The sequence below is a fragment of the Methylobacterium sp. Leaf361 genome (assembly GCF_001424445.1).
Lineage (GTDB): Bacteria > Pseudomonadota > Alphaproteobacteria > Rhizobiales > Beijerinckiaceae > Methylobacterium.
This window is the reverse complement of the sequence record NZ_LMPY01000014.1, coordinates 67,024-92,129: the sequence shown is the minus strand read 5'-3', so window position 1 is coordinate 92,129 and position 25,106 is coordinate 67,024. Positions and strand designations below refer to the sequence as shown.

18 protein-coding genes, 8 pseudogenes and 1 other annotated feature are annotated in these 25,106 nt (G+C 68.7%); of the genes and pseudogenes, 13 read left to right on the top strand and 13 right to left on the bottom strand.

Annotated features, from left to right (window positions below; translation table 11 throughout):
* From ASG32_RS33320 to ASG32_RS32450, 4 genes and pseudogenes are all read left to right on the top strand, one after another.
* Nucleotides 1–135, top strand: a pseudogene (locus tag ASG32_RS33320) (IS66 family transposase); the annotation flags it as partial.
* Nucleotides 136–176: 41 nt separating this feature from the next.
* Nucleotides 177–1,188: pseudogene (locus ASG32_RS32455) on the top strand (IS3 family transposase); the annotation flags it as partial.
* Nucleotides 457–573, top strand: a sequence feature (AL1L pseudoknot). It overlaps the preceding pseudogene by 117 nt.
* A gap of 59 nt (nt 1,189–1,247) precedes the next feature.
* Entirely contained in the window at nt 1,248–2,369 is a 1,122-nt protein-coding gene (locus tag ASG32_RS12935; protein ID WP_056526505.1) for an IS256 family transposase, read from the top strand.
* Between the two features lie 42 nt (nt 2,370–2,411).
* Nucleotides 2,412–2,633, top strand: a pseudogene (locus ASG32_RS32450) (integrase core domain-containing protein); the annotation flags it as partial.
* Nucleotides 2,634–3,081: 448 nt separating this feature from the next.
* Here the strand turns inward: ASG32_RS32450 and ASG32_RS32445 are convergent.
* A complete protein-coding gene (locus ASG32_RS32445) occupies nt 3,082–4,176 on the bottom strand; it encodes a glycosyltransferase (RefSeq protein ID WP_157861954.1) in 1,095 nt (364 codons plus the stop codon).
* A gap of 179 nt (nt 4,177–4,355) precedes the next feature.
* On the opposite strand from ASG32_RS32445, the pseudogene ASG32_RS32440 reads away from it, so the two are divergent.
* Nucleotides 4,356–4,525, top strand: a pseudogene (locus tag ASG32_RS32440) (transposase); the annotation flags it as partial.
* A gap of 86 nt (nt 4,526–4,611) precedes the next feature.
* Nucleotides 4,612–4,923: pseudogene (locus ASG32_RS35035) on the top strand (transposase); the annotation flags it as partial.
* Between the two features lie 440 nt (nt 4,924–5,363).
* On the opposite strand, the pseudogene ASG32_RS32425 reads toward ASG32_RS35035, so the two are convergent.
* The 6 genes and pseudogenes from ASG32_RS32425 to ASG32_RS12910 form a co-directional block, all read right to left on the bottom strand.
* Nucleotides 5,364–6,191: pseudogene (locus ASG32_RS32425) on the bottom strand (acyltransferase); the annotation flags it as partial.
* Between the two features lie 345 nt (nt 6,192–6,536).
* Nucleotides 6,537–7,435: pseudogene (locus ASG32_RS33315) on the bottom strand (IS3 family transposase); the annotation flags it as partial.
* Between the two features lies 1 nt (nt 7,436).
* Nucleotides 7,437–7,805, bottom strand: a pseudogene (locus ASG32_RS35030) (transposase); the annotation flags it as partial.
* A gap of 292 nt (nt 7,806–8,097) precedes the next feature.
* The gene (locus ASG32_RS12920) at nt 8,098–9,795 is read right to left on the bottom strand and encodes a glycosyl transferase family 1 (protein WP_157861953.1); all 1,698 of its coding nucleotides are present in this window, start codon (nt 9,793–9,795) and stop codon (nt 8,098–8,100) included.
* A 6-nt stretch (nt 9,796–9,801) separates the two neighbouring features.
* The gene (locus ASG32_RS12915; protein WP_244491920.1) at nt 9,802–11,085 is read right to left on the bottom strand and encodes an ABC transporter ATP-binding protein; all 1,284 of its coding nucleotides are present in this window, start codon (nt 11,083–11,085) and stop codon (nt 9,802–9,804) included.
* A complete protein-coding gene (locus ASG32_RS12910) occupies nt 11,085–11,981 on the bottom strand; it encodes an ABC transporter permease (RefSeq protein WP_056526502.1) in 897 nt (298 codons plus the stop codon). Before ASG32_RS12910 ends, ASG32_RS12915 begins: the two co-directional genes overlap by 1 nt.
* Before the next feature lie 303 nt (nt 11,982–12,284).
* On the opposite strand from ASG32_RS12910, the gene ASG32_RS12905 reads away from it, so the two are divergent.
* From ASG32_RS12905 to ASG32_RS12890, 4 genes are all read left to right on the top strand, one after another.
* Complete coding sequence (locus tag ASG32_RS12905) at nt 12,285–13,352, top strand: glycosyltransferase family 2 protein (protein WP_056526499.1); 1,068 nt, start codon at nt 12,285–12,287, stop codon at nt 13,350–13,352.
* 270 nt (nt 13,353–13,622) lie between these two features.
* A complete protein-coding gene (gene gpmI / locus ASG32_RS12900) occupies nt 13,623–15,134 on the top strand; it encodes a 2,3-bisphosphoglycerate-independent phosphoglycerate mutase (RefSeq protein WP_020091178.1) in 1,512 nt (503 codons plus the stop codon).
* 132 nt (nt 15,135–15,266) lie between these two features.
* Nucleotides 15,267–16,682, top strand: a complete 1,416-nt coding sequence (locus ASG32_RS12895; protein WP_020091177.1) for an oligosaccharide flippase family protein — start codon at nt 15,267–15,269, stop codon at nt 16,680–16,682.
* A gap of 10 nt (nt 16,683–16,692) precedes the next feature.
* Nucleotides 16,693–17,922, top strand: coding sequence for a GNAT family N-acetyltransferase (locus ASG32_RS12890; protein ID WP_056526496.1), 1,230 nt, complete (start codon nt 16,693–16,695; stop codon nt 17,920–17,922).
* Here the strand turns inward: ASG32_RS12890 and ASG32_RS12885 are convergent.
* The 4 genes from ASG32_RS12885 to ASG32_RS12870 all read right to left on the bottom strand — a co-directional run bounded on the left by ASG32_RS12885 (nt 17,858) and on the right by ASG32_RS12870 (nt 20,916).
* Nucleotides 17,858–18,214, bottom strand: coding sequence for a hypothetical protein (locus ASG32_RS12885; protein ID WP_056526493.1), 357 nt, complete (start codon nt 18,212–18,214; stop codon nt 17,858–17,860). The two genes, ASG32_RS12890 and ASG32_RS12885, sit on opposite strands and share 65 nt — an antisense overlap.
* 18 nt (nt 18,215–18,232) lie before the next feature.
* Nucleotides 18,233–18,460, bottom strand: a complete 228-nt coding sequence (locus ASG32_RS12880) for a hypothetical protein (RefSeq protein ID WP_020091174.1) — start codon at nt 18,458–18,460, stop codon at nt 18,233–18,235.
* Between the two features lie 364 nt (nt 18,461–18,824).
* Nucleotides 18,825–20,252 carry a protein adenylyltransferase SelO gene (locus tag ASG32_RS12875; protein ID WP_082557847.1) on the bottom strand — a complete coding sequence of 476 codons (1,428 nt, stop codon included), beginning with the start codon at nt 20,250–20,252 and terminating at the stop codon, nt 18,825–18,827.
* A 193-nt stretch (nt 20,253–20,445) separates the two neighbouring features.
* A complete protein-coding gene (locus ASG32_RS12870) occupies nt 20,446–20,916 on the bottom strand; it encodes a tRNA (cytidine(34)-2'-O)-methyltransferase (protein WP_020091172.1) in 471 nt (156 codons plus the stop codon).
* A gap of 180 nt (nt 20,917–21,096) precedes the next feature.
* Here ASG32_RS12870 and ASG32_RS12865 point away from each other — a divergent pair, with 180 nt between their 5' ends.
* Both ASG32_RS12865 and ASG32_RS12860 read left to right on the top strand, forming a co-directional pair.
* Entirely contained in the window at nt 21,097–21,615 is a 519-nt protein-coding gene (locus ASG32_RS12865; protein WP_056526492.1) for a PRC-barrel domain-containing protein, read from the top strand.
* A gap of 108 nt (nt 21,616–21,723) precedes the next feature.
* The gene (locus tag ASG32_RS12860) at nt 21,724–22,305 is read left to right on the top strand and encodes an SCO family protein (protein WP_020091170.1); all 582 of its coding nucleotides are present in this window, start codon (nt 21,724–21,726) and stop codon (nt 22,303–22,305) included.
* A 27-nt stretch (nt 22,306–22,332) separates the two neighbouring features.
* Here ASG32_RS12860 and ASG32_RS12855 read toward each other — a convergent pair whose 3' ends face one another.
* The gene (locus tag ASG32_RS12855) at nt 22,333–22,974 is read right to left on the bottom strand and encodes a PilZ domain-containing protein (protein ID WP_056526489.1); all 642 of its coding nucleotides are present in this window, start codon (nt 22,972–22,974) and stop codon (nt 22,333–22,335) included.
* A gap of 230 nt (nt 22,975–23,204) precedes the next feature.
* Complete coding sequence (locus ASG32_RS12850) at nt 23,205–23,804, bottom strand: PAS domain-containing protein (RefSeq protein WP_020091168.1); 600 nt, start codon at nt 23,802–23,804, stop codon at nt 23,205–23,207.
* Nucleotides 23,805–24,152: 348 nt separating this feature from the next.
* On the opposite strand from ASG32_RS12850, the gene ASG32_RS12845 reads away from it, so the two are divergent.
* Nucleotides 24,153–24,974 (top strand): rhomboid family intramembrane serine protease, encoded by an 822-nt coding sequence (locus tag ASG32_RS12845; protein WP_056526486.1) that lies wholly within the window; start codon nt 24,153–24,155, stop codon nt 24,972–24,974.
* Nucleotides 24,975–25,106 lie beyond the last annotated feature (132 nt).

The following is a 25,106-nucleotide window of genomic DNA, read 5'->3' as shown; positions in this document are numbered from 1 at the left end:
CAGCGGAAGGTGACCAACGGCTACCGCGCCATGTGGGCGGCTGAGGGCGAGGCCGCCATCCGCACCGTCGTCGATACCGCCCGCCTGACCGGCGCCAACTCATCCGGCGCCATCCTCAAAACCATCGACGCCTGAACCCCGCCATCACAGGCCTGGGTAATTACGAGGATGGAGCCATGACGAAGCGCAGCACACCCTTTTCGCCTGAGGTCCGCGAACGCGCGGTCCGGATGGTGTTCGACCACCAGAGGGAGTACGGCTCGCAATATGGGGCGATCCGCTCGATCGCAGCCAAGATCGTTTGTTCGGGCGAGACGTTGCGGAACTGGGTCCGGCAAGCCGAGCGGGACCAGGGCCAGCGACCCGGACCAACGACGGACGAGCGCGAGCGGATCAAAGCACTGGAGCGCGAGAACCGCGAGCTTCGGCAGGCCAACGAGATCCTGAGGAAGGCGTCGCCTATTTTGCGATGGCGGAGCTCGATCGCCGGTCGCGGACATGATCGCCTTCATCGACGATCACCGGGAGGCCTACGGGGTCGAGCCGATCTGCCGCGTGCTGCCGATCGCCCCGTCAACCTATCACGCCCATGCCGCGCGGCGTATCGACCCCGGCAAGCTGCCGGCTCGGGCTCGCTCGGACGCGGCACTCATGGTCGAGATCCGGCGCGTGTTCGAGGAGAACTTCCACGTCTACGGGGTGCGGAAGGTCTGGCGGCAACTCGGTTGAGAAGGGATCGCGGTTGCCCGCTGTACGGTCGCCCGGCTGATGCGGGTCATGGGTCTGAAGGGCGTCGTGCGGGGCAAGAAGGTTCGCACCACCATCCCGGATCCGGCCGCGGCCTGCCCGCTCGATCGGGTGAACCGCCAGTTCAAGGCGCCGCGCCCCAACGCCTTGTGGGTCAGCGACTTCACCTACGTCCTGACCTGGACCGGCTTCATCTACGTCGCGTTCGTGATCGAGGCCTTTGCCCGGCGCATCGTCGGTTGGCGGGTCTCCCGCACGGCTCACGTCGCCTTCGTGCTCGATGCTCTTGAGCAGGCCCTGCACGAGCGTCGTCCTCTCTGGGGCGGCGGCCTCGTGCACCATAGCGACAGGGGCTCGCAATACCTCGCCCTGCGCTACACGGAGCGGCTGGCGGAGGCGGGGGGCGAGCCCTCGGTTGGCAGCGTCGGGGACAGCTACGACAAGGGACTGTCAGGAATTTCGTGTGCGGGCGGCCATAGTGGATCCGAAGGAGGTTCCCGATGGCACGACGCAAAGCACCCCGTATCCCTGACGCGATCCTGGACCAGCTCCTGGCCGGGGCCGATCCGAAGACAGCCTTCGAGGCCGATGGCCTGCTGGACGAGCTGAAGAAGGCGCTGGCCGAGCGAGCGCTCAATGCCGAGATGGACCACCATCTGGCGGGCGAGGATGCTGGCAACACGCGCAACGGCTACGGCCGCAAGACGGTCACCACCGAGACAGGCCGGATCGAGCTTTCGATCCCGCGCGACCGGCAGGCCACGTTCGATCCGCAGCTGATCGCCCGGTATCAGCGCCGCTTTCCCGGCTTCGACGACAAGATCGTGTCGATGTACGCCCGTGGCATGAGCACCCGAGAGATCGTGGCGCACCTGCGCGAGCTCTACGGCATCGAGGTCTCACCCGACCTGATCAGCGCGGTGACCGACGCGGTCCTGGAGGAGGTCGCTGCCTGGCARGCCCGGCCGCTSGAGCCGGTCTACCCGATCGTGTTCTTYGACGCCCTGCGGATCAAGGTGCGTGACGAGGGCGTGGTCCGCAACAAGGCCGTCCACATCGCGCTGGGCGTGCGCGCCGACGGCKCCAAGGAGATCCTCGGCCTSTGGCTGGAGCAGAACGAGGGCGCCAAGTTCTGGTTGCGGGTCATGAACGAGCTCAGGAACCGCGGCGTCGAGCTGCGCCACAGCCTCGACTTCGTGTCCTACAAGGACCGCAAGCTCGTGGCGGGTGCGCTGAAGGACATCTACCGCGCGCTCGATGCCGCGGCTGGCGAGGCGGCGTTGGCGGCCTTCGAGACAAGYGAATGGGGTCGGCGCTATCCGGCCATCGCTCAGAGCTGGCGACGGGCCTGGGGCGAGGTGATCCCGTTCTACGCCTTCCCCGGCGAGGTGCGCCGGATCCTGTACACGACGAACGCCATCGAGGCCCTGAACGCCACGCTGCGCCGGGCCGTGCGCGCCCGCGGTCACTTCCCGACAGACGAGGCCGCGCTGAAGCTGCTCTACCTGGTCTTGAACCGCTCCGAGAAGGCGTGGAAGATGGGGCCGTGTGAGTGGGTCATGGCCAAGGCGCAGTTCGCCGTCATCTTCGGCGAGCGCTTCACCCGGGCCATGGCGGCCTGATGTTCAACCTGCCGCCCGCACACGAAATTCCTGACAGTCCCCTACGACAACGCCCTGGCCGAGACGATCAACGATCTGTTCAAAGCCGAGGTGATCCATCGCCGTGGGCCGTGGCGATCCTTCGAGGCCGTCGAGTTCGCCACTCTCGAATGGGTCGATTGGTTCAACACCCGCCGCTTGCTCGAACCCATCGGCAACGTGCCTCCCGCCGAGGCTGAGGCGCGCTACTTTGCTCGGGCCAAGGTAAGAGCCTTGGCCGCCTGACCCAAACCAAACGGCCTCCGGGAAACCCGGCGCGGTTCATATCCAAGTCCAGGATCTTATCCCGCAAGGCGCCGGCCAACGAGCGCTTACACTACAATCGGCAACGCATCCATTCGGCACTCGGTTATCGCACGCCCGAGCAAGCCGAACGGACCGCGAGCTAATCTCCCAGTGTCCGCGAAGTTAGGGGAGGATCACGGAAGCTGATCACCATCCTCAGGGACGGAACGCCATGGCAAACCGCTTGACCGGCAAGACAGTCGCTCACTCCGCTCGATCCAAACAACCGCTCGCGTCACACCCTCCGTGAAGAATTCCTGAGAGAACGGATACTCTATATTCGCGACCTCGCAAGCCGAACTATAATTGGTAGTTAGGAAAATTAGATCTGCCGTAGAGCCGCATCAAATATCGTTCGGACGAGTTGGGTAATATTTTCACAAAATATTCAGGCATTTAATATGACTCTAGCCATCATTGTGCCCCAATGTTTCGGGGAAACAAGCGCAAACGCCTCTCGAATTTTTCCAAGTCGAATCATACGACTGGCGGTAACTGTGGTATACCAATGCACTTCGCGTCGGTTAGCCGATTGTATCTTGTCAGCATAAGCCGCAAACGCATGCCGTATGAAACGGCAATCGTTGATATCGAGACGGTACTGTCGATAAAGTGCGAGCTCTAGCAATTTCACTCCAGCCGCAAGCTTGAACCGTGGCAGCTCGCTGCCATCAATCATCGGCTTGATCACATCACTCATCGCGTCGAGCGTTTCAGCCTGTCGGAGCGCGCCAGCAAGAAGGCGTGAAAAGACTATATCCTCTCTGTTCGCTTCTCGGCGGCGAGCCGACAAAGCACCAAGCTGCGACCCGATCGCCATTATGCGCCCTCCGACAACAGAACTGCTGGATATAGAGCCCGAGTGGACTCGGTACGATCCCAGCACATCCGATAAGTTGCGCAACCGTCCAAATGCACGCAACCGCCAGAGCAAGTCACTGTCTTCCGAGTTGGGCACAGATCTATACCCACCCGCAGCCATGATCGCTTTGCGTCTAGTCATCAGAAAAGGGTGAATAATGTACGGCTCACGGGCGGGGAGCCACTCGGAATTGCAGCTTTCCGGGTCGCCAGGCTGCGGCAAGCCTGCGAGCGCTCGGCCATGCTCATCGATATGGCGCACTCGGCAACCAACCCCGACGAAGGTCGAGTTTTCATCAAGAAATGCCTTCTGCACTGCAAATCGTCCTGGTAGCGCTAGATCATCCGCATCCATGCGCGCGATCAGAGGCGCAACTGAGTGACTCAGCGCTAAATTTAGCGCGTCTACAATTCCCCCGTTGGTCTTGCTAATCACTATAAAACGTTTGTCATGCCGAGTCCATTCGGACAGGACATCTGCGCTCCCATCAGTGGAGCCGTCATCTACTATCAAAACCCGGAAATCAGAGAATATTTGCGTAGATATACTGGCTAACGATTCCCTCAAAGTTTTTTCGGCATTAAAAACCGGCACAAGAACATCAATTTTTGGAGAGCACATTATCATAATCGACTGCGACCCAATTAAGTGCCTCGATCAGCGATTTCGGTCAGGTTGAAAACCGACCACCCAGCCATGATAATCAGTATGCCGATTTCCACGGTGGCCTGCTAGGGCCTGTCGCCACCTGAACGGACTGGTGGGGCTCGCGTTTTCCTTTCTCCAAGGCAGGAGGGATGATGCTGAGCGACGTGCAATGGTCTGAGCTGGAGCCCCTGGTCGAAGCGTGTCGGCCGAGAGCCAAGACGCCACCGCAGGACCTGCAACGCACGCTCTCGGCCATTCGCGTCATCAGAACGGAGCCAAATGGCGGGCCATTCCGGAAGATCTGGGGCCTTGGTGGCGGGCGCATTGCCTCGCCTGAAATGCTCCCGGACGTTGGGTCGTTGCCGCATCTGATTTGCTCCCCACGCAGGTTCGGCGGTGGGGGTGACGATGAGGCGAGTGAGCATGGCGACGCGCGATGAGCTGCTTGTGGCGTTGGTGGTCCGGTATCGAGGCAGCGGACGTGCGGAGAAGACCCGCATCCTGGATGAGTTCGCGTCCGCGACGGGGCACCACCGCAAGCACGCGATGCGGCTGCTTCCGGCCGGTCGTCTGGGACAGGCGCTGGCCTTTCGACCGGAGCGGCGCGTCTACCACGCGGCGGTGCGCGAGGCGCTGATCGTACTCTGGGAAGCCTCCGACCGGATCTGCGGCAAGCGGCTGAAAGCCATGAGTCCGACGTTGCTGCCGGCGATGGAACGCCAACGTAGTCGCGCGAGTAGTGCTGGTCGGCTGTGGCGAAGCCCTGCTTACCGTCCAGGCGTTCAAGTCCTCCCCGCCCTTCCGGCACACGGCAACGGTGCGGCCGTACCGGTCTGTGTCCCGCGGCTCGCACAAGATGTCGGCCTCGCCGATCCGGTCGGACAGGGCGAGAGCCGTCACGTGCCCGCAGCGGTAGGAGTTGCTGGCGGCGTCTTGGCAGAACAGCGCACACTCCCGCGCGTAGACGTCGTGCAGGCGGATCCAGGTATCGTGGATCACCATCGTGTCGCCGTCCGTCACGGAGGCACGGTCTACGATCAGCTCGGCAGCCAGTGCTAGGCCGGAGAGCAGCAGGAGAGCGCGGCGAGCGAGATCGCATCCCCATCTGCCGGCAAGCCCCGCCATGCTTGTATCGGCCAGATCTCGCCGGAGCCGCGTTGTCAGATAGGTTGCAACGCCACTGAGCGCCTCAAGCGGATCTTTTTTAGTCTCAGGACAGGCTTTTCAAGAAAAACCCAAGATAGTTCTGTCATAGCTAGTGAAATAAGAAATATAATTAATATATAATATCTATTCAGCATTAAATCGTGTATTTTTGGAAAGAATTTATCGAAAATCTGAGGCACAAAATAATGATAAATATACAAACCGTAACTGATTTTGCCAATGTGTCTAAGTACTGGCGTCGAAAGCCAGTTCAAGGAATCGCATTCAATATTCGACAGGCTGTATCGCACCAAACCTGTCAGGCAAAGAGTTACAAGCACCGGCATGACTACGATCCTGGCAACTCCCATCCATGCTATCAGGTTCAAATGATCTCCTACGACCAAAGCAGCAGCCGGAACTATCAATTTCGGGCTCAGAATTATTGCCATCCATCCGACAGATCTGCCGCCGAAACGCAGCGCGATCGCCAACAATGCGCCCGAGCACAGCACATCGGCACTTGTAATAGGCAACACCATCGACATGGGTACATGACCAATCTTAGCATAAATCTGAAACAGAAAACTGAACACGATCGTTTCAAACAGAACAATCTTAATAAGGGACAGTGGCGCAATAATAGCGATAGGAAGCCATATAAGATAGAATTGTTCTTCGACAGACAGCGTCCAGAAGTGACTTGACTCGTTGAATGAGCCGCTGAAAAAGACATTAAAATCAGCGAGATACAGCGCGTTGGCCACAAGCGTCTTACCATTGCCTCCGAGGCCAAGCAGAAGACCACAGGCCAGTGCCAGATAAAACGGCGGCGCAAGACGGAGAAAGCGATGTCAATAAAACTCGAGCGCGGCCTGTCTTACGGATAGCCGCTCCCGATAACAGAGTATGATATCTGTGATTAAATATCCGCTGAGGCAGAATAACAAATTTGTTCCGAAGCCACCAATAGTTTTATTTTTGACAAAATGCTCGAATTTAACAGCGAGAATAGCCAAAGCGCGCAGGCCATCTAGCTTGGGGTGATAAATGCGGGCTGGCATCCGAAAGCCTTATCTCGCGTGGGCCCATCCAAGCTTCACGAGTGCTGAGCTTCGAGCTGCTCCGCACGCAATTGACGAGCCATCAAGATCTTACTCACCGCGACAAGGTGGACTTGCGACGGTTTAATGGAGAGCGGTTTGGTGGGTGAAGCCCCTCTCGAACTGGATAGGGCTGGTGTAGCCCAGCGCCGAGTGACGGCGACGGGGATTGTAGAAGCCATCGATGTAACGGGCCAGCGCGACGGTGGCCTCGGCTCGTGTCTGGAACGCGGTGCGCCAGACCAACTCGCTCTTCAGCGTCTTGAAGAACGTCTCGACCATCGCGTTGTCGAAGCAATTTCCCTTGCCAGACATCTAAATCACGATGCCATGTCCTCGCAGTTCCGCCTGATACTCATTCGAACAGTACTGACTGCCGCGGTCGGAATGATGGAGCAGATCTGGTCCGGGCTGCCGGACGACGAGGGCTCGTCGCAGCGCGGTCAGCGCGAGTTCCTTGTGAAGACGGTCGCTCGCCGCCCAGCCCACCACCCGTCGGGAGTACAGATCGAGGACCACCGCCAGGTACAGCCAACCCTCCCGCGTCCAGATGTAGGAGATGTCGCTTCCCCACTTGCGATCCGGCCCGGCCGCCGCGAAGTCCTGGTCGAGGTGGTTGGGCGCCATCGGGAAGGCGTGGCCGCTGTCCGTGGTGCGCCGGAAGCGCCGCGGCTGGCGAGCCTTGAGCCCGTTCTCCCGCATCAGCCGGGCCACGCGTCTTCGGCCTGCCGCCAAACCCTGCTCACGCAACTCGTGGGTCATGCGTGGGCTGCCGTACGTCTCGTGCGAGAGCGTGAAGGCGGATCGGACATGGGCGAGTAGCACGAGGTCCTCGCGCTGCCGCGTCGAGGCCGGACGGCTTTTCCAGGCAAAGTAGCCGCTCGGACTGACATCGAGGACCTTGCACAGGCGCGCGACCGGGAAGTCCTTCTTCGCCGCGTCGACGAGGCGGAACCTCATCGACTTCCCTCCTTGGCGAAAAANGACTGACATCGAGGACCTTGCACAGGCGCGCGACCGGGAAGTCCTTCTTCGCCGCGTCGACGAGGCGGAACCTCATCGACTTCCCTCCTTGGCGAAAAAAGCCGTGGCCCGCTTCAGGATTTCCCGCTCCTGGCGCAGCACCTCGTTCTCACGCCGCAGGCGCTTGAGCTCGGCGGCCATGTCCTCCTGCCGATCGGCCGGCGGATGGTCCATCTCCCGCTCACGCCGGCCGTCGATCCAGTTGCGCAGCGTCGAGAGCCCGACGCCGAGATCGGCGGCGACCTCCCGGCGGGACCGCCCGCTCGTCTGCGCCAATCGGACCGCCTCAGCACGAAACTCAGGGGTAAAGGTTTGCTTCCGGTCTGCCATCGGAACCCTCCTCCTTCAGGAAAAGAGCTCTCCACTTTTGCGGAGCAAGNACCGCCTCAGCACGAAACTCAGGGGTAAAGGTTTGCTTCCGGTCTGCCATCGGAACCCTCCTCCTTCAGGAAAAGAGCTCTCCACTTTTGCGGAGCAAGTCCACGCGCGACCTCCGCGCGTTCCTCCACTTCGACGTGAAGAGTGCACCATCAAACCCTGGGATCAAACATCAAGACCACAGCGAAACGAAGTGCGGTGTTCTCGGCGCGCTCGCGGCCACGCCTGCTCTCTTCGATCCGGTTCAGTACCCATCCTTGAGGATGCGGATCATCCATTCGGGGAGAAGGACCCGTGCGGCTTCCTTGGCGGAGACAAAGCCGCCGGCCGCTCGCGTGCTCCGCCAGCCCTCCAGGCGTTCGCGGAGCGGAAACAGGCTCAGATGTTCCTTCAGGAGCTGATGGGGCGGCCGCGCGACCCCGTAAATGTCCTCGATGCGGAGGTCCGGCTCGCCGAAGGAAGGTGCGTCGGGGCCGCCGGCCTCGAGCAGCGCCGTGCTCACGGCCGGCAGCGCGAGCGCGCGGGTGTAGGCCTCTTCGCGGTAGCGGCACCAGCCCGGTGCGACGTTGCTCGCCGTGACGGAGGCGCGCGTCGCCGCACCGATCTCGCGACGGCGGCACGCATCCTCGATCAGGCCCGAGACCTGCTCGCAGTAGGCGGTCGCGGTCGAGACTTCGATCAGAGGACCCCGCAGACCGGGATGATCCATACCGCAGATCCGGGCCGCCTCCGGGAAGACGAAGCGCGTGGCGCAGGGCAATCCGTAGCCGCTCGCCTCCATCATCGAGGTGGCCGAGCAGAAGGGTTGCGAGTCCAGGTAGATATCGGCGGCCTCCAGATAGAGGTGTGGCGCCCGGGGCGTGAGCGGCTGAATCCGGCCGCCGACCGCCGCGCTCGCCGCCGCCCAGTCGGGTCGCTCCCCCGCGCCGACCACTATCAGCTGGGCCTCGGGGTGCCGGTGCAGGAGCGGGACGTGCAGGTCGGCGTAGCTCTCGCCGTTCATCGTCCGGTATTTTTCGGCGCGCGCCAGCGAGACCAGCAAGACCGTGTCGGGATCGAGGCCAAGAGCTAGCTTGGCTTCCGCGCGGCTGCGTTTCCGGGCTGTGGGCTCGATCAGGATCGGAAGCGAGACGCTGCGGCAGGCCTCGACGTAACGACGCTCCTCCGCCAGCGTCATGGCGGCTTGGCGCATACCGCCGACCACCGCGCTGACGCTCGTGCCGATCCAGAAGAGGTGATCGGCGTGATTGACGAACAGGATCGGCGGATAATCGATCGTCTCGGCGAAGGCGATCAGCGGCAGGACGTCGGCATTGCCGATATGGAGGACGATCAGGTCGTGCTGACGCGCAAGTCTCCGGAGTTCCCGCACTGCCGTATGGAGGCCGCCGATCCGACGGTTTAGCCGTTGATGAATCGTTCCCCCGCTCTGCCGCACTGCCGCCACCAGATCAGCAGGCGGCCGCCGGCGCTGCTGTGTCAGCGCCAGGGTGTGACGCCGCTCGGGATCGCTCTCGATCCAGCGCCGCAGCATCTTGGTATGTCCGCCTATCGGGAAGACCTGCGTCGCGACATGCAACACCCGCTCGACTTTCGTCGGCCGCGTGAAGGGTATCTCAGTGCCCCCACGGACCTGTCGTCCAATCCGGTTGAGGAGCAGCTCCAACCGTGGGCTCGCGAAAATTCCGCAATGCGTGTCAGTGGCGATGCACGCCGCGATGGTTGCCTGCGCGGCTGCGGCGCTGTCTCGCCGGGCTTCGAGCAATCTCTCCGCTCGACGCAGCGCGTCGTCGAAGACGGCGAAATTGTCTCGGATTTTCTGTGCAGCCTGTGCGGAGCGTGCAACCGCCGCGGCCGCCCCGGAAGCATCCTGGACGGACCACCCGCCGGAAGCCGGCTGAAAGCCGATTGACAGGGGCTTGTCGTGAAGATGTGCGTCCACGGCTCGTCACCCGATCCGGTCATGCAGCGTATCTGCGCGCTGCCGGTCGGGCAGCGCCGATGAGGTTCCGGTCGCTCCGAAGCGCCACGTGGCCGCCTCGTGGAACACCCCGAACACACCCGGTGCGAAGTCGGGATGCTCGACGTGAAAGCGACCGCCGATCTTGGCCGCGAGCAGGCGGTCGAAGCCGCGCTTCCGGACCACCATCGAGACCGTGTAGGTGTCGGCGGTCAGGGTCAGCGGCGGCGTCAGCAACTCCACCTCGCCCTCGCCCGAGAGGGTGGCAAGGGCGGCGCCGTCCGCCTGCGTGCTGAAATTGCAGCAGAGCAGCTCGTCCGACCGCGTGATCGAGAACAGGACGTGCGGGTCGGCGATCGGCTCCGCGGCGCTGTAGCGGGCCCGGATCCGCATCCGCTCGCCGTGGCGGAACAGCGTCCGCGGCGCGCCGGATTCGTCGGTGATCGTCACGTCGCTGATCTGGACCGGCTGGTCGCCGCTCTCCGAGCGGAACCACGAGGCGTCGGCGAGATAGCTGTCCCGCTCGTAGTGGCCCAAGCCCTCGTCGGTGGGGCCGTCGTAGGCGACGCGGCCGCCCTTGATGTAAATCACCCGCTCGCACATGGTCTTGATGCTGAACATGTTGTGCGAGACCAGCAGGATCGTCGCACCCTTGCCCTGGAGGCGCCGGGCGAAGTCCATGCACTTGCGCTGGAAGGTGTAGTCACCCACCGCCAGCACCTCGTCGAGGAGCAGGATGTCGGGCTCGAGATGCGCGGCGACCGAGAAAGCCAGCCGGACATACATGCCGCTGGAGTAGCGCTTCACCGGCATGTCGATGAAGTCGCCGATCTCCGAGAACGCGACGATCGCGTCGAACTTTGCGGCGATCTCCCGACGGTCCATCCCGAGGATCGAGCCGTAGAGGAAGATGTTCTCGCGGCCGGTCAGCTCCCGGTGGAAGCCGGTGCCGACCTCGAGCAGGGCCCCGACCCGGCCCTCGAGGCGGATCCGGCCGGTGGTCGGCGCGGCGATCCGCGACAGGAGCTTGAGGAGCGTGCTCTTGCCGGCCCCGTTGAGGCCGATGATGCCGACATTCTCGCCGTGCCTGATGCCGAAGCTCACCTCCTTCAGCGCCCAGAAGCTCTCCTGCGACGGGCGCGCCTCGGAGCGGCGGGTCATCAGGCCGCGGACGCCCTCGGTGAGCGCGTCGCGCAGCGAGTTCTGGTGCGCGGCGCGTGGGGCGCGCCAGTACTGCTTGCCAATATCTTGAACGCTGATTGCCATCGACATCAGATTACATCCGCGAAGGAGCGCTCCATGCGCTGGAAGAAGATCAGCCCGCTGACGAGCAGGGCGAGCGCGGCCGTGACCGAGACGGCGACCGCGAAGGCGTCGGGCGGCGTGCCGCCCAGGATGGCGAATCGGAACGCCTCGATCAGGCCGACCATCGGGTTGAGCGCGTAGATCCAGCGCACCGAGGCGGGCACGATGCTCGACGCGTAGACGATCGGCGAGGCGTACATCCAGATCTGGATCACGAACGGCAGCATGTGCTTGATGTCCCGGAAGCGGACGTTGACCGGCCCGAGCCAGAGGCTCACCCCGAGGGCGAGCATCGCGGTGACGCCCAGGGTCGGGACCGCCAGTACGAGGTGCCAGTCCGGCACCGCCCCGTAACAGAGCATCAGGACCAGCAGCACGCCGAGGGCGATGGCGAAGTCGACCATCGGCGACACCACCGTCGCGAGCGGGATGACCAGCCGCGGGAAGTAGATCTTCCGGATGAGCTCGGCCTCGGCCACGAGGCCGTTGGCGCTGCGCCGCACCGCCTCAGAGAAGTACGTCCACAGGACGACCGCGCTGCCGGCGAAGAGTGCGTAGGGGGCGCCGTCGGTGGGGATTTTGGCGAAATGGCCGAAGATCACCGTGAAGATCAGCACGGTGAAGAGCGGCTGCGCGATCGCCCAGCAGGCGCCGAGGGCGGTCTGCCGGTAGAGCACCTTCAGGTCCCGCACGATCAGGACCCGCAGCAGGTCGCGATACTGCCAGAGGCCGACGGCGTCGAAGGTGACGATCCGGTCGTTGGGCGCGATCTCGGTCACCCGCAGCGCCGACGGGTCGGTCCGCTGTTCGGCCGGCCCGCATTCCGACGGGCCGAGGGCAAGCGCATCCAAAGATTTCATCATTCGAAGGGCTCCCGCATGACGCTCCGAGCCCGGTGTCGAGCTCGCGGGATCCGGTGCGAATCGGAAGTTGAGCCGGCCGGTCATCCCGCCGGAACGGGCTATCATCGCGGTGCGGCGGTCCGAATTACACCTTTCGTCGTATCGGTCCGGCCGACTGAAGTGGTGGTTGTGATCAACGACCGTAATCGTAGCCAATCACGACAAATGAGACCTCGGGGGCGCGCCGCACGCGGCGTCGGTCCCCGTCCGGGACGACCGGCCCTCATCGGCCGGCGACCGGGACCAGGTTTCGGGAGAACCGCCATGCAGGACCCCGTGAGCGCCGCCGGCGCTCCGCTCGTGACGATCGCCATGCCGGCCCTGAACGAGGCCGCGCACATCGCCGACGCCATCGCGTCGGTGCTGCCCGACCGGGACGCCATCCCCTGCGAGCTGCTGGTGCTGGACGGCGGCAGTCGCGACGACACCTGCGCGATCGTCGCCGCCCTGAGCGCCCGCGACCCCCGCATCCGGCTCGTCCACAACGAGCGCCGCATCCAGGCGGCGGCGATCAACCTCGCCGCGCGGCTGGCGCATCCCGCCTCCGCCTACCTCGTCCGCGCCGATTGCCACGCCGTCTATCCGAAGGGATTCGTGCAGAACCTCGTCGGCACGATGCGCCTGCGCCAGGCCGTCTCGGTGGTCGTGCCGCTCCGGACCGTCGGGGTCACGCCGCTGCAGAGGGCGATCGCGGCGGCGCAGAACAGCCGCCTCGGCAACGGCGGCTCGGCCCACCGGCAGGGCGGCATCTCGGGCTACGTCGCCCACGGCCACCACGCGGCCTTCGACCGGCGCGAGTTCCTGCGGGTCGGCGGCTACGACGAGACCTTCACCCACAACGAGGATGCCGAACTCGACCGGCGGCTCTGCGCGGCGGGCGGGCGGATCTACCTCGCTGCCGAGCTCGCCATCACGTACTTCCCGCGCGCCTGCCTCCGCAGCCTCGCCCGGCAGTACCTCCACTACGGGCGCGGCTGCGCGCGGACCCTCGAGAAGCACGCCAGCCTGCCGCGCGCCCGCCAGATCCTGCCGGCCCTGGTCCTGCTCTACGCCGTCGCGGCCCTGCCGCTGGCGGCCCTGATGCCCGCCCTGCTGATCCCGCTGCTGCTCTATGCCGGGGGCTGCGTCCTGAGCGGCCTCGCCCTCGCGCTGAAGGCGCGGGAACCCGTCCTGGTCATGAGCGGCCCGGCGGCCGTGACCATGCACCTGTCCTGGGCGGCGGGGTTCCTGTCCTATCCGGGCTACCGGCGGACGCTGCTCCGGGCCGCCCTGCGAAGGAAGCGCCGCCTGCTCGGCCTCCCGCCGGGATCCGACGCGGCGCGCGTCAACTGACCGCCTGAGTCCCCGTCGGCCGCGCCTTTCCGGCCGCGTCCCGCCAGCCCCGCCCCGCCATGTGCGGAGCGCGGCCGGGGCATGTCAGAAGCCCGACGCTCTCTCGCATCCGTCGCCCATTGGCCCTTCGGGGCGGTGGTCTCGCGCGACCAAGGCGATTATCGACACGCGCAACGATCCGGCCGCGTCAGGGCCCGGAGACCGGCCGCGCGCCGCGCGCGGCAGCCCAGGAGAGTTGTGACCGTGCCCGACAGTACCCCGCGTCCCGTGATGCTCGTGATCCTCGACGGCTGGGGTCTGCGGGACGCGGTGGCCGACAACGCCGTCCACCAGGCCAGGACGCCGGTCTTCGACGGTCTGATGCGGGAGCGCCCCCGGTCGCGGCTGACGACCTTCGGCGCCGATGTCGGCCTGCCCAAGGGGCAGATGGGCAATTCCGAGGTCGGCCACCTCAACATCGGCGCGGGCCGCGTCGTCCTGCAGGACCTGCCGCGGATCGACGCGGCGGTCGCCGACGGCTCCCTCGCCCGGAACCCGGCCCTGGTCCGGTTCATCGAGGCGCTGCGCGCGTCGGGGGGGACCTGCCACCTCGTCGGCCTGCTCTCGCCCGGCGGCGTCCACGCGCACCAGGACCACGCCGTCGCGCTGGCGCGCGCGCTGACGACGGCCGGCATCCCGGTCCGGCTCCACGGCTTCACCGACGGGCGCGACATGCCGCCCCGCTCGGCCGCCACCTGCATCGCCGACGTCGCGGCCGCCCTCCCGAAGGGCGCCCGCATCGCGACGCTGTGCGGCCGCTACTTCGGCATGGACCGCGACCGGCGCTGGGAGCGGGTTCAGACGGCCTACGACGCCCTCACGGAGGCGCGCGGGACCCGGTTCGAGCGGGCCGGGCAGGCGGTCGCCGCGTCCTACGCGCAGGACGTGTCCGACGAGTTCATGCGGCCCGCGATCATCGGCGACTACGCCGGCATGCGGGACGGCGACGGCATCCTGAGCTTCAACTTCCGCGCCGACCGGACCCGGCAGATCCTGGAGGCGCTGCTCGACCCGGCCTTCGCGGGCTTCGAGCGCGCGCGCACGGTCCGCTTCGCCGCCGCCCTGGGGATCGTCCAGTACAGCGTCGAGATCGACGCCTTCGCCGAGACCCTGTTCGGGGCCCTCGACCTGCCCAACGGCCTCGGCGAGACCGTGGCCCGGGCCGGGCGCGCGCAGCTGCGCATGGCCGAGACCGAGAAGTACCCGCACGTCACCTACTTCATGAACGGCGGCCGCGAGGAGCCCTTCGCGGGGCAGGACGCGATCCTCGTGCCCTCGCCGAAGGTCGCGACCTACGACCTGCAGCCGGAGATGTCGGCGCCCGAACTCACCGACCGCGCCGTGGAGGCGATCGGCTCCGGGCGCTACGACCTCATCATCCTGAACTTCGCCAACCCCGACATGGTCGGCCACACCGGCAGCCTCGCGGCCGCCGTGAAGGCGGTGGAGACCGTCGACACCTGCCTCGGCCGCGTCGTCGAGGCGGTGACGGCCCAGGGCGGGGCGCTGCTGGTGACCGCCGACCACGGCAATTGCGAGATGATGCGCGATCCCGAGACCGGCGAGCCGCACACCGCCCACACCCTCAACCCGGTGCCCGCCGCGCTCGTCGGCGTCGACGGCGTGACCCTGGCCGACGGACGGCTGGCCGACGTGGCGCCGACGCTCCTCGACCTGATGGGACTGGACCAGCCGGCCGAGATGACCGGCACGTCGCTGATCCGCCCGCGGGGCGAGGGCTGAGGGCCGGGGCCGGCGGCACGCCGCCTGCGAAGCCCGGGCTGTCATGCGCGCCGTTCCTGCGTTACCTCCCGCCACGGGCCGGTCTGTCCCAGCGTGGTGCGAGGTCGTGGTGCGTCTGACCGGTTCTAGGACATGATCGCCCGGCACAGCCTGATCTATGTCGGCTCGCGGGGCTTCGCGGCCGCCCTGAACATGGCCTCCGTGGCGGTGTTCACGCGGCTCGCGCCGGTGGAGAGCTACGGCACCTACCTGTACGTCCTGTCCTGGGCGCTGGTGCTCTACGGGGCGACCTGCCAGTGGCCGAAATTCGCGTTCTTCGCCCTCTACGACGAGGCGCGCGAGCCCGCGCAGGTCGGCACCGTGGTGCGGATCCTGGGCGGCACGCTGCTCCTCGCCGGGCTCGGCAGCGCGCTCGCCGCCGCCCTCGGCCTGATGCCGGCGCGGATGGCGGCCGCGATCCTGGCGCTGGCCTTCGGGACCACCCTGTTCGAGGGCTCCACCGAGATCGCCCGCACCCGCCTGCGGGCCGGGGCGGTGGCGGCCTCGGTGATGAGCCGCGCCGTCCTGATCCTGGCCCTCGGCAGCCTGGCGCTGCACCTCTCGCAGGATCCCCTGCACCTCGCCTTCGCGGTGGCGGCCGCGAACGCCCTGGCCTCCCTGCCGGCCGCGGCCACGATCGCCCCGATGATGCCCGGCCGCGGCAGCCGCGCGGAGGCGCTGCGGCTGTTCGCCTACGGCTGGCCGCTCGTCCTCTCCTTCGGGACGGCGGCGCTCGCCCAGAGCCTCGACCGGCTGATCATCGCCAAGACGGTGGGGCCGGCGGGGCTCGGCGCCTACGGGGCCCTGGCCGACTTCCTGAAGCAGAGCTTCATCGTGTTCGGCGAGGCGATCGCCCTGTCGCTGATCTCGATCGCCAAGCGCGAGGCGCGGGTGGGCGGGATGGCGGCGGCCTCCGGGGTGCTGCGCGACGCCGCACGGGCCATGACGCTGATCGCGGCCTTCGGGGCCGTGTTCTTCCTGTGCTTCGACGATCTGGTCGTGGCGGTGCTGCTCGGGCCCGACTACCGGGCCGAGGCGCGGGAGCTCGCCCCGGTGCTGATCCTGGCGAGCATCCTGATGATGTTCCGCGCCTACTATTTCGGGCAGGTAATCTACTTCGCCCGCTCCAGCGGCCTGGAGGCGGCCGCCGCCTTCGCGACCCTCGCCACCGTCGCCGCGCTGTCGCTCCTGCTGATCCCGCGCTTCGGCGCCGCCGGGGCGGCCCTCGCCTTCGCGGGCGGCCAGAGCGCGGCCTGCCTCGTGCTGGTGCTCGGCGCCCGCCGGACCGGCACGACGATGCCGCTGCCGCTCGCCGACATGGCCGGCATCGCAGGGATCGCGCTGGCCTGCGGCGCGGTGAATGCCGGCATCGCCCTGGTCCCCGGCGGGCTGATGCCGCCGGGACAGGCCCTGCGCCTCGTCCTGCTCACCGCCGCCGCCGGGGTGACGGCGTGGCGCTACGACGTGCTCGGCTTCGCCGGCGCGATCCGTCACCGTCTCGCGGCCTGACGGTCCCGCGATGGCAGGCCCCGCGTCGGACACCCCATCGGACACGGCCGCGCTTCCCGGCGGGCTCGTGGCGGCGGTCCGGCCCCTCGACGGGGCGGCGCCCTGGGTCCCGGCCTGGCGGGCCCTGGGTCGGGCGAGCCTGGTGCGCAACCCGTTCTACGAGGCGGGCTACGCCTTGGCGGCCCGCGACGCCTTCGGGGCGGGCGTCCGGCTCCTCCTCGTCGCCGACCGGCCCCCCGAGGCACCCGGGGCCCGGCTCCTCGCCGCCTGGCCGTTCCGGCCGTCGCGCCGCCGCTGGGGCGTGCCGCTGCCGCTGCTCGTGGGCTGGACCCACGGCTACGCCCCGTTCGGGGCGCCGCTCCTCGACGGCGCCGCCCCGGAGGCCGCCCTGGCGGGGCTGCTCGCCGCGCCGGGCGCCCTCGGCCTGCCGCCGCGCCTCCTCCTGCCGAACGCTCCGACCGACGGCCCCCTGCCTGAACTCCTGACGGCGTGTGGCGGGCGCCGCGCCGCGTACTGGCCGCACGACCGCGGCCTGCTCGACCTGACCGGCCTCGGGCCGGAGGCGCGGGCCTCCTATCTCGGGCACCTCTCCGGGCAGCGCCGCCGCAAGCTCCGCCGCGCCCGCGCGCGCCTGGAGGCGGCGGGGCCCGTGACCTTCGAGATCCTCGCCGCGCCCGAATCCCTCGGCCCCGCCCTCGACGCCCACGTCGCCCTGGAGGCCGCGGGCTGGAAGGGTCAGGCCGGCACGAGCCTGGCGCAGCGGCCGGCGGAGATCGCCTTCCTGCGCGCCGCCCTGGCCGATCTCAGTGCCGATCTCGGGGCCGCGGACGGCGTGCGAATCGCGCGCCTGCGCCGGGGCGACCGGCTCCTGGCCTCCCTGATCCTGCCGGTCACCGGCCGGGAGGCCTGGGTGCTGAAGATCGCCAACGACGAGACGCGGCCGGAGACCGCGCCGGGGGTCCAGCTCGTCCACCGGCTGACCGAGGCGGTGGCCGCGGGCGACTGGCCGATCGACCGGATCGATTCCTGCGCGCCGCCGGACTTCGCCCTCGGCACCACCTTCTGGACCGCGCGCCGGCCGATCGCCCATCTGCTGGTGGAGGCGGGCCGCGATCCGCTGTTCCCGGTGGCCCGGACCCTGGAGCGGGCCCGGGAGCGCGTTGCCCGGGCGCGTGTCACCATCCGAAGCGGGCGATCTGCTCCAGCCGCGCCCGCGTCGCCGCCGCGTCGCGGCCCGTGACGGCGATCCGCCCGGACAGGTCGTAGCAGGTCGCGCAGAACGGCAGCTGCAGCAGCGTGTACCCGTCGTCCCGCGCCCGGGCGACGGAGGCGATGAGGCAGGGCAGGACCGGCTCGTCGGGCGGCCCGGCGAGGCAGTCGGCCCGGGGGCTGCCGAAGGCCGGGCGGTTCGGCCAGGTCAGCAGGAGCGTGGTCCCGCCCCGGCGGTCCGGGGCCGGCGGCAGGGTGTAGCTGCGCAGGAACAGCGCGCCGGCCGCGAGGACGAGGACCGGCAGAATCAGGGCTGTGCGCATCGGCGGTGTCCTCGCGCCTCAATCCCCCGCGTCGAAGCGCGTTCGATAGAACACCTCGCGGCCGGCGCCGTCGATCACCCGGACCGCCTCGGCCGGCTCGCCCGAGCGCTGCGGCACCCGGGCGCGGGCGAACAGCCGCAGGGCCCGCTCCTGCGCGCTCTCCAGGCTGCCGACCCGCACGGAGATCCGCGTCTGGATCTCGTCCGGCTCCGGTCCGAGGACTTCGATGTGGAAGGTCTCGCGCACGGGTATCCGCCTGATCGAGGGATCTTCAGCGCCGGATATCGGGATCCGGCTGCCGGCCGCCATAGCATGTTCCGGCCGGGTATCCGGTCCGGCGCTGCGCGGCGAGCCCGGGACGACGCGCCGCGGGCTCGATCTCGGCACGAAGTCCAATTGCCCCGCGGCCCGCCTCGGCACTAAGAGGGCCGCTCCGCCCGAGGAGACATCACCGGAGGAACCCCGTGGACCCGCTCAAGGCCGCCGCCGCGACGCTTCTCTGCCTCGCCCTGTTCTGGCTGGCCTTCCGGCTGACCCGGCGCCTGGTCGATCTCGCCATCGCGGGGGGCTACGCCGAGGAGCGCCGACGGCTCGCCGAGGAGGAGGCCGCTCAGGCCGAGGCGGGCGCCGTCCCGCAGGCCTCGGCCATCCGGGCCACTCCCGCGAGCTTGGCCTCGAACAGGGACCAGTCATCCGCCGCGGCGATCGGCGCCCACAACGCCTCCACCTCGTCGATCAGGAGTGTGCAGGGCGCCTCCGCGAAGTAGGGATGGTCGAGCCGCGCGCCCGGGGCGGGCGCGAGCGGCTCCAGCGCGGCCCGCACCGGCGCGAAGGCCTCGTGCGCGTAGTGGCCGGCGGACGGCCCGGCCTGCGCGCGGGTCGCGCTCGCGAGGCCGCCGTACCAGTCGAAGAAGAACCGCTCGAAGGGCGCCCGCGTCTCCGCGAGGAACCGCCAGACCGCCGAGACCAGCCGGTCGGTCTCCGGCCGCGGCGCCGGGGCGAGGCCGAGCCGGCGGAACAGGGCCTCGGCGAACGCCTCCTGCAGGGCCGGCCCGAATCCGGAGAGCGCCGCTTCCAAGCGCGCCTGGGGGGCCAGCACCAGCAGGCAGTCGGCGAGCCGGGCGAGGTTCCAGAACAGGGCCTCCGGCTGGCGGCCGAAGCTGTAGAGCCCGGTCTCGTCGAAGTAGGCGGCCGTGAAGTCCGGATCGTAATGCGGCAGGAAGCGCCAGGGCCCGTAATCGAAGCTCTCGCCGGTGACGTTGATGTTGTCGCTGTTGAGGACCCCGTGGACGAAGCCGGCCGCTGCCCACTGCGCGCCCATCCGGGCGACCCGGGCGACCACGTCCTCCAGGAAGGCGACGCCGCGATCCTCCACGCCCTCGCGCCAGAGCTCCGGCCTGTGGGTCGCGATCGTGTGGTCGAGGAGCCGGGCGATGTTGTCCGGCTCGCCGAGCGCCAGGAAGCGCTGGAAGCTGCCGATGCGGATGTGGCCGTGGGACAGGCGCACCAGCACCGAGGCGCGTGCCGGCGAGGGCTCGTCGCCGCGCACGAGGTCCTCGCCGGTCTCGATCAGGCTGAAGCTCTTCGAGGTGTAGACGCCCTGCGCCTCCAGGAGGGCGGTGGCCAGCACCTCGCGCACGCCGCCCTTGAGGGTGAGCCGCCCGTCGGCGCCGCGCGACCAGGGCGTCGTGCCGCTCCCCTTGGTGCCGAGGTCGAGGAGGCGCCCGTCCAGGCGGTCGTGCAGCTGCGCGAAGAGGAAGCCGCGCCCGTCGCCGAGGTCCGGATTGTAGGCGCGGAACTGATGGCCGTGGTAGCGCAGGGCCAGCGGCGTCTCGAAGCTGCCCGGCAGGGGCTCGAACCGGCCGAAATGGGCGATCCACGCCGCCTCGGACAGGCCGCCCAGTCCGACCCGCTTCGCCCAAGTCTGGTTGCGGTAGCGCAGGATCGTCCGCGGGAACCGGGCCGGCGTCACCGGATCGAAGAAGGCGGGGCCCAGATCGGCGTGGCGCCGGGAGGGCGTGAAGGCGGTGTCGTCCATGCGGCGGCGCGTCTCGCGGGGTGAGGATGAGTCCCGTTGTACCAAGCGAGCCGGACGCGATCCGTTGCCGATCCCGTCCTCGCGGGCGCGGCGAAGCAACCCAGTGCAGCGGGACATCGGCCGAGCGTGGCGCCGCCTGGATCGCTTCGCTCCGCTCCCGAAGACGGCGGCCGACCCGAGAGGCGTCACGATCCTAGAGATCTGGTCGGGCCGTCCCGGACACCTGCCGCAGGGCCTCGCCGGCGATCATCGCGGCCGCGACCGCGACATTGAGCGAGCGCAGGCCCGCCCGGATCGGCACCACGATCCGGGCGTCGGCGGCCGCGTGCACCGCCTCCGGCACGCCGGCGGATTCGCGCCCGACCATCAGGCAATCGTCCGGGCGGAAGGCGAAGTCCGTGTAGGGCACGGCGCCCGCCGTGGTGGCGAGGACGAGCCGGATCCCGGCCTCGGCCCGCCACGCGGCGAAGGCCGCGAAGGAGCGGTGCCGGGTGATCGCCACGTGGTCGAGGTAGTCCAGGCCCGAGCGGCGCAGGTGGCGGTCCGAGACGTCGAAGCCCGCGGGCTCCACGATCTCCACCGCCAGCCCGAGGCAGGCGGCCATGCGCAGCATCGTGCCGGTGTTCTGCGGGATATCGGGCTGGTAGAGGGCGAGGCGGAGCATGGCGCCGGCCTTGTGCGGGGCGGAGGGCCCCGCCGTCAAAGGCCGCCGGCGCCGACGCGCAGCCGGCAAACCGCCGGGCCGGCCCCCGCCGGGGCCGAGACCGCGCGGAACTTAAGCCCCGCCAGAACCTTGAGGCGGCGCGACCCCCCTGTGCGGCCCCCGTCTGAAAGACCTGCTCCGATGCGCACCCCGCTCCTCGCCTCGGCCCTCCTGCTGGCCGGCCTCGCCACCGCCTCGGCGCAGACCGACGGCGCCAGATCGGACGGCGCCAAGCCGGACGGCGGCGCCGCCGCGACCCCGGTCCCCGGCCAGCCCGCCACCATGGCCGACAGCCTGCGCCCGACCTTCGTGGCCCAGGCCCCCGACGACATGGTCGCCAGCAAGCTGATCGGCTCCAGCGTCGTCAACGGCGCCAACGAGACCATCGGGCAGATCGCCGACTTCGTCCTCGACCAGAAGGGGGCCGTGAAGGCCTGGATCATCGGGGTCGGCGGCTTCCTGGGGATCGGCTCGAAATACGTCGCGGTCGACCCGTCCGTGCTCAAGCTCGACCGCACCGACGGCAAGACCCTCCAGGCGCGGATCGACACGACCAAGGACCAGCTCCGGGCGGCGCCGGAATACGTCTATCTCGGCAAGGAGCCGCCGAAGGGCGCCGCCCCGGCGAGCCCCGCGGGGGATCCGGCCTCGAAGCCGTAGCGGTCGCGCCGGCGCGGCGCCGATCGGCCGGCCGGCGGCACCGCGCCGGCTTGCCTCCGCGCGCCGTTGTGTGCTGTGCCGGCCTCCCCGGAGGTCGGAACCCGTCCCATGCGCCGCGCCCTCGTCCCGCTCCTCGCCTTCTGCCTCGGCCTCATCGGCCTGACCGGGGCGGCGGTGTTCGCGTTCCTGCCCGACAAGGCACCGGTGGGCGTGCCGAGCGTCGGCGGCCCGTTCACGCTGGTGAACCAGGACGGGCGCACCGTCACCGAGCGCGACTTCGCCGGCGCGACGCACCTCGTGTTCTTCGGCTTCACCCACTGCCCGGACGTCTGCCCGACCACCCTGCAGCAGATCTCCGACGTGCTCGCTGCCCTGGGGTCGAAGGGCAAGACGATGCGGGTCGCCTTCGTCACGGTGGATCCCGAGCGGGACGATCCGGCGAGCCTCAAGACCTACCTGTCGAGCTTCGACCCGCGCATCACCGGCCTCACCGGCACGCCCGAGCAGGTCACCGCCACCGAGAAGGCGTACCGGGCCTATGCCCGCAAGGTGCCCGCCAAGGACGGCGACTACACGATGGAGCACACCGCCCTGGTGTACATCATGGACGCGCAGAACCGCTTCCTCGGCGCCCTCGACCTGACCCGGCCGGCCGACGAGGTCGCCGCGCAGCTCGCCAAGAAGATCTGACCGCCGGCCGGTCCGGCCGCACGCGCGTCAGAGCGTCATCCCGGCGTGGAAGCGGTCGGGGGAGAGCGGCAGCAGGAACTGCACGCCGAAGCCGCCCTCGAAGTAGCGCACCAGCCGGCCCGGCGTGCTGCCCACCGTGACGGCGGCGCCGAGGGGCAGCGGCACCGGGCAGGAGATCGCCACGCCCGACATCGAGATGTCGATGAGGCGCGCCCGGATCTCGCGGCCGCCCTCGACGCGCAGGACCACCGCCGTGTTGGTCGGCACGAGGCGCTCGTGCGAGCGTCCCTCCGGCAGCCCCAGCATCTCCCGGTTCGCCAGCCAGGTGAGCTGGGAGGCGAGCTTGTCCCGCTTGCGCGACGTGGCGTTGAGCTGGACCGCGAACCCGTCCGGGCAGGTGCGCGCGACGACGCCCTCGATGCGGCCGATATGCTCCAGGTAGAGCACCACGCGCTCGCCGACCGCGCCCTTGACCGCGCAGGTCAGCCGCACGCCGCCCGGCGACATGTCCACGGTCTGGCAGGGATATTCCCGGCGGTCGGCCAGCATGTAGCGGCCGAGCACGGCGACCGGCACGCGCTGGTGGCGGCGCTGGTCGGCGGCGCCGCGCGCCGGCTCGGCGGCGAGGCCGCGCAGATCAGTTCCGGCGGTGGCCTCGACCGCGATCATTCCGAGATTGGTCCTGCGCCGGGAGAATGGCCGGTGCAGACTAGGCTCGGACTGTTACGAAACCCTTTTTCCCTGCTTCGCGGTCTATCGGCCTTGTAGAAACATCCACTGTCGAGCGCGGCCGCGCCGTGCGCGATCGACTTGTGCGCCGAAGATGTCCTCGGGCGCGCGCGCCGATTCGATCGAACTGGCCGGCGCGGTCCGGGCGTAACCTTGGACGAATACGGTTCTCAGGCGCGCCCGCCGGCGTGGACGAGGAGGTGGCCGTGGCGCACCGGACCGGGGTAGCCCGCGCTCGTGCGCACGGCGGTGCGGGCGGGCGGGACCGGCTCGGTCCGGCGGCTGGGCAGGATGCGCAGGGAGGTGGTCTCCGCCTCCACCAGCGGGCGCAGGCCGAGCCAGTGCGGCGCGCCGTCGAGGCTGAGGGTGCCGAGGGCGCGGACCTGCGTCCGGCCGCGGTGGCGCAGGGGCAGGAGCAGGAGTTCGAGATCCGCCGCCTCGCCGGCCGCGTTGGTGCCGCGCAGGCCCGCGACGACGCCCAGCGTGTCGCTGGCCACGATCTCGACGATCCGCCAGGGATCCGTCGCCCGGGAGCCCCACAGCTTGGCGAAGGGCTCGCCCTTCAGCTCGCGGCCGTACAGGGCGCAGACCCGCGTCCCCGCGAGCCGGATGCTCGCGGAGCGGCTCGGCATGTCGAGTTCCAGGATCAGGCTGTCGGCGAGGAGGTGCCGGATCTCGCCCGGCTCGATCTCGGCGCGTTCCGGCGCGGCCCGTTCTCCGCGCAGGCGCTCCCAGTAGGCGTGGAGCATGCGGCTGGTGGGATGCTTCATCGGTGTCCCGATTCTCAACGCCTGTGGTTCATCCCCGGATCATTCTGGCACATCCGCGGGGGTGTGACCGGCCGATCCGGGCGTTCACCGCGTCCGGGCGCACGGGCCGTGCCGGCTCCCGCACCCGCGCGCCGCCGGTCCCGCCGGCGCCGCGCGGGGCGGGGGGTAGCGCGTCGTGGCCGGCGACACAATCGTCGCACCCCGCCGGGCGCGCCGCAGCCGTCCGGGACGGATCCGGAGTGAAGACAGGGCGGTGCGCGATACGGACCGCGATCCGACCGGTATTTGCGAGCTTCAATACGTCGCCGGGGCTTGCCCGATCGCGCCGCGCCCCGACATGGTGCGGCGATGGACGCCTCCCCCGATTTCCCGCGGCAGAGCCGCGTGCCCGTGTTCAACATGCCGGGCATCGTCACCGCGTCGATCGGGCTGCTCCTGGCGATCCAGGCGGTGCGCGAGTTCCTGCTGCCGGACACCTGGGACATCCGCCTCGTCCTCGACCTCGCGCTGGTCCCGGCGCGCTGGACCCTCTGGTTCGATCCCGGGCGGGCCTCCGAGGTGATCCGCGCCGCCGCCGATCCGGGCGATCCCGGCCTAGAGGCGGCCCGCGAGGCCTTCGCCCGCTACATCGTGGGCGAGCACGCCCTCCAGCCCTGGACGCTCGTCACCTACGGGCTGCTGCACGGCTCGTGGATGCACGTGATCTTCAACAGCGTCTGGCTCGCAGCCTTCGGCGCCCCGGTGGCGCGCCGCTGCGGCGCCCTGCGCTGGTGCGTGCTCGCGCTGGCCGGCACGGCGGCCGGCGGACTTCTCCACATCCTGATCGATCCGCTCAGCGCAGGGCCGCTGGTCGGCGCCTCGGCGGGGATCTCGGCCCTGATGGCCGCCGCCGCCCGGTTCGTGTTCCAGCCGCCGGTCTCGGGCTACGGCGCGCCGGCCTGGCAGGTGCCGCCGCCCCGTCCCGCCGAGACGATCCCGGAGCTGCTGCGCAACCGGACCGCGGTGTCGTTCCTGGTGATCTGGCTGCTGACCAACCTGCTCTTCGGCCTCGTCAGCGTGCCGCTCGTCGGCGAGAACGCCGCCATCGCCTGGGACGCCCATCTCGGCGGCTTCATCGCGGGCTTCTTCCTGTTCCCCCTGGTGGATCCCCGGGAGCCGCGCCGGCACTGAGTCCCTGCCATCGACGCCCGGCACCTTGCCATCCGGCCGGATCGATCACACACTCGCCACAATGTGAACGAGCCGGGCCAACCCGGCCGAGAACGCCATCAGGGCGCCGCGGGCTGACGGCGCACCGGCCGC

Coding starts and splice junctions, on each gene's coding strand:
- ASG32_RS12850 (WP_020091168.1), bottom strand. CDS start 23,804: ATGAAGCATCCCACCAGCCGCATGCTCCACGCCTACTGGGAGCGCCTG.
- ASG32_RS12895 (WP_020091177.1), top strand. CDS start 15,267: ATGATCGCCCGGCACAGCCTGATCTATGTCGGCTCGCGGGGCTTCGCG.
- ASG32_RS32445 (WP_157861954.1), bottom strand. CDS start 4,176: ATGTGCTCTCCAAAAATTGATGTTCTTGTGCCGGTTTTTAATGCCGAA.
- ASG32_RS12910 (WP_056526502.1), bottom strand. CDS start 11,981: ATGATGAAATCTTTGGATGCGCTTGCCCTCGGCCCGTCGGAATGCGGG.
- ASG32_RS12885 (WP_056526493.1), bottom strand. CDS start 18,214: ATGCGCACAGCCCTGATTCTGCCGGTCCTCGTCCTCGCGGCCGGCGCG.
- ASG32_RS12890 (WP_056526496.1), top strand. CDS start 16,693: ATGGCAGGCCCCGCGTCGGACACCCCATCGGACACGGCCGCGCTTCCC.
- ASG32_RS12905 (WP_056526499.1), top strand. CDS start 12,285: ATGCAGGACCCCGTGAGCGCCGCCGGCGCTCCGCTCGTGACGATCGCC.
- ASG32_RS12875 (WP_082557847.1), bottom strand. CDS start 20,252: ATGGACGACACCGCCTTCACGCCCTCCCGGCGCCACGCCGATCTGGGC.
- ASG32_RS12915 (WP_244491920.1), bottom strand. CDS start 11,085: ATGTCGATGGCAATCAGCGTTCAAGATATTGGCAAGCAGTACTGGCGC.
- ASG32_RS12865 (WP_056526492.1), top strand. CDS start 21,097: ATGCGCACCCCGCTCCTCGCCTCGGCCCTCCTGCTGGCCGGCCTCGCC.
- ASG32_RS12855 (WP_056526489.1), bottom strand. CDS start 22,974: ATGATCGCGGTCGAGGCCACCGCCGGAACTGATCTGCGCGGCCTCGCC.
- ASG32_RS12870 (WP_020091172.1), bottom strand. CDS start 20,916: ATGCTCCGCCTCGCCCTCTACCAGCCCGATATCCCGCAGAACACCGGC.
- gpmI (WP_020091178.1), top strand. CDS start 13,623: ATGCTCGTGATCCTCGACGGCTGGGGTCTGCGGGACGCGGTGGCCGAC.
- ASG32_RS12845 (WP_056526486.1), top strand. CDS start 24,153: ATGGACGCCTCCCCCGATTTCCCGCGGCAGAGCCGCGTGCCCGTGTTC.
- ASG32_RS12860 (WP_020091170.1), top strand. CDS start 21,724: ATGCGCCGCGCCCTCGTCCCGCTCCTCGCCTTCTGCCTCGGCCTCATC.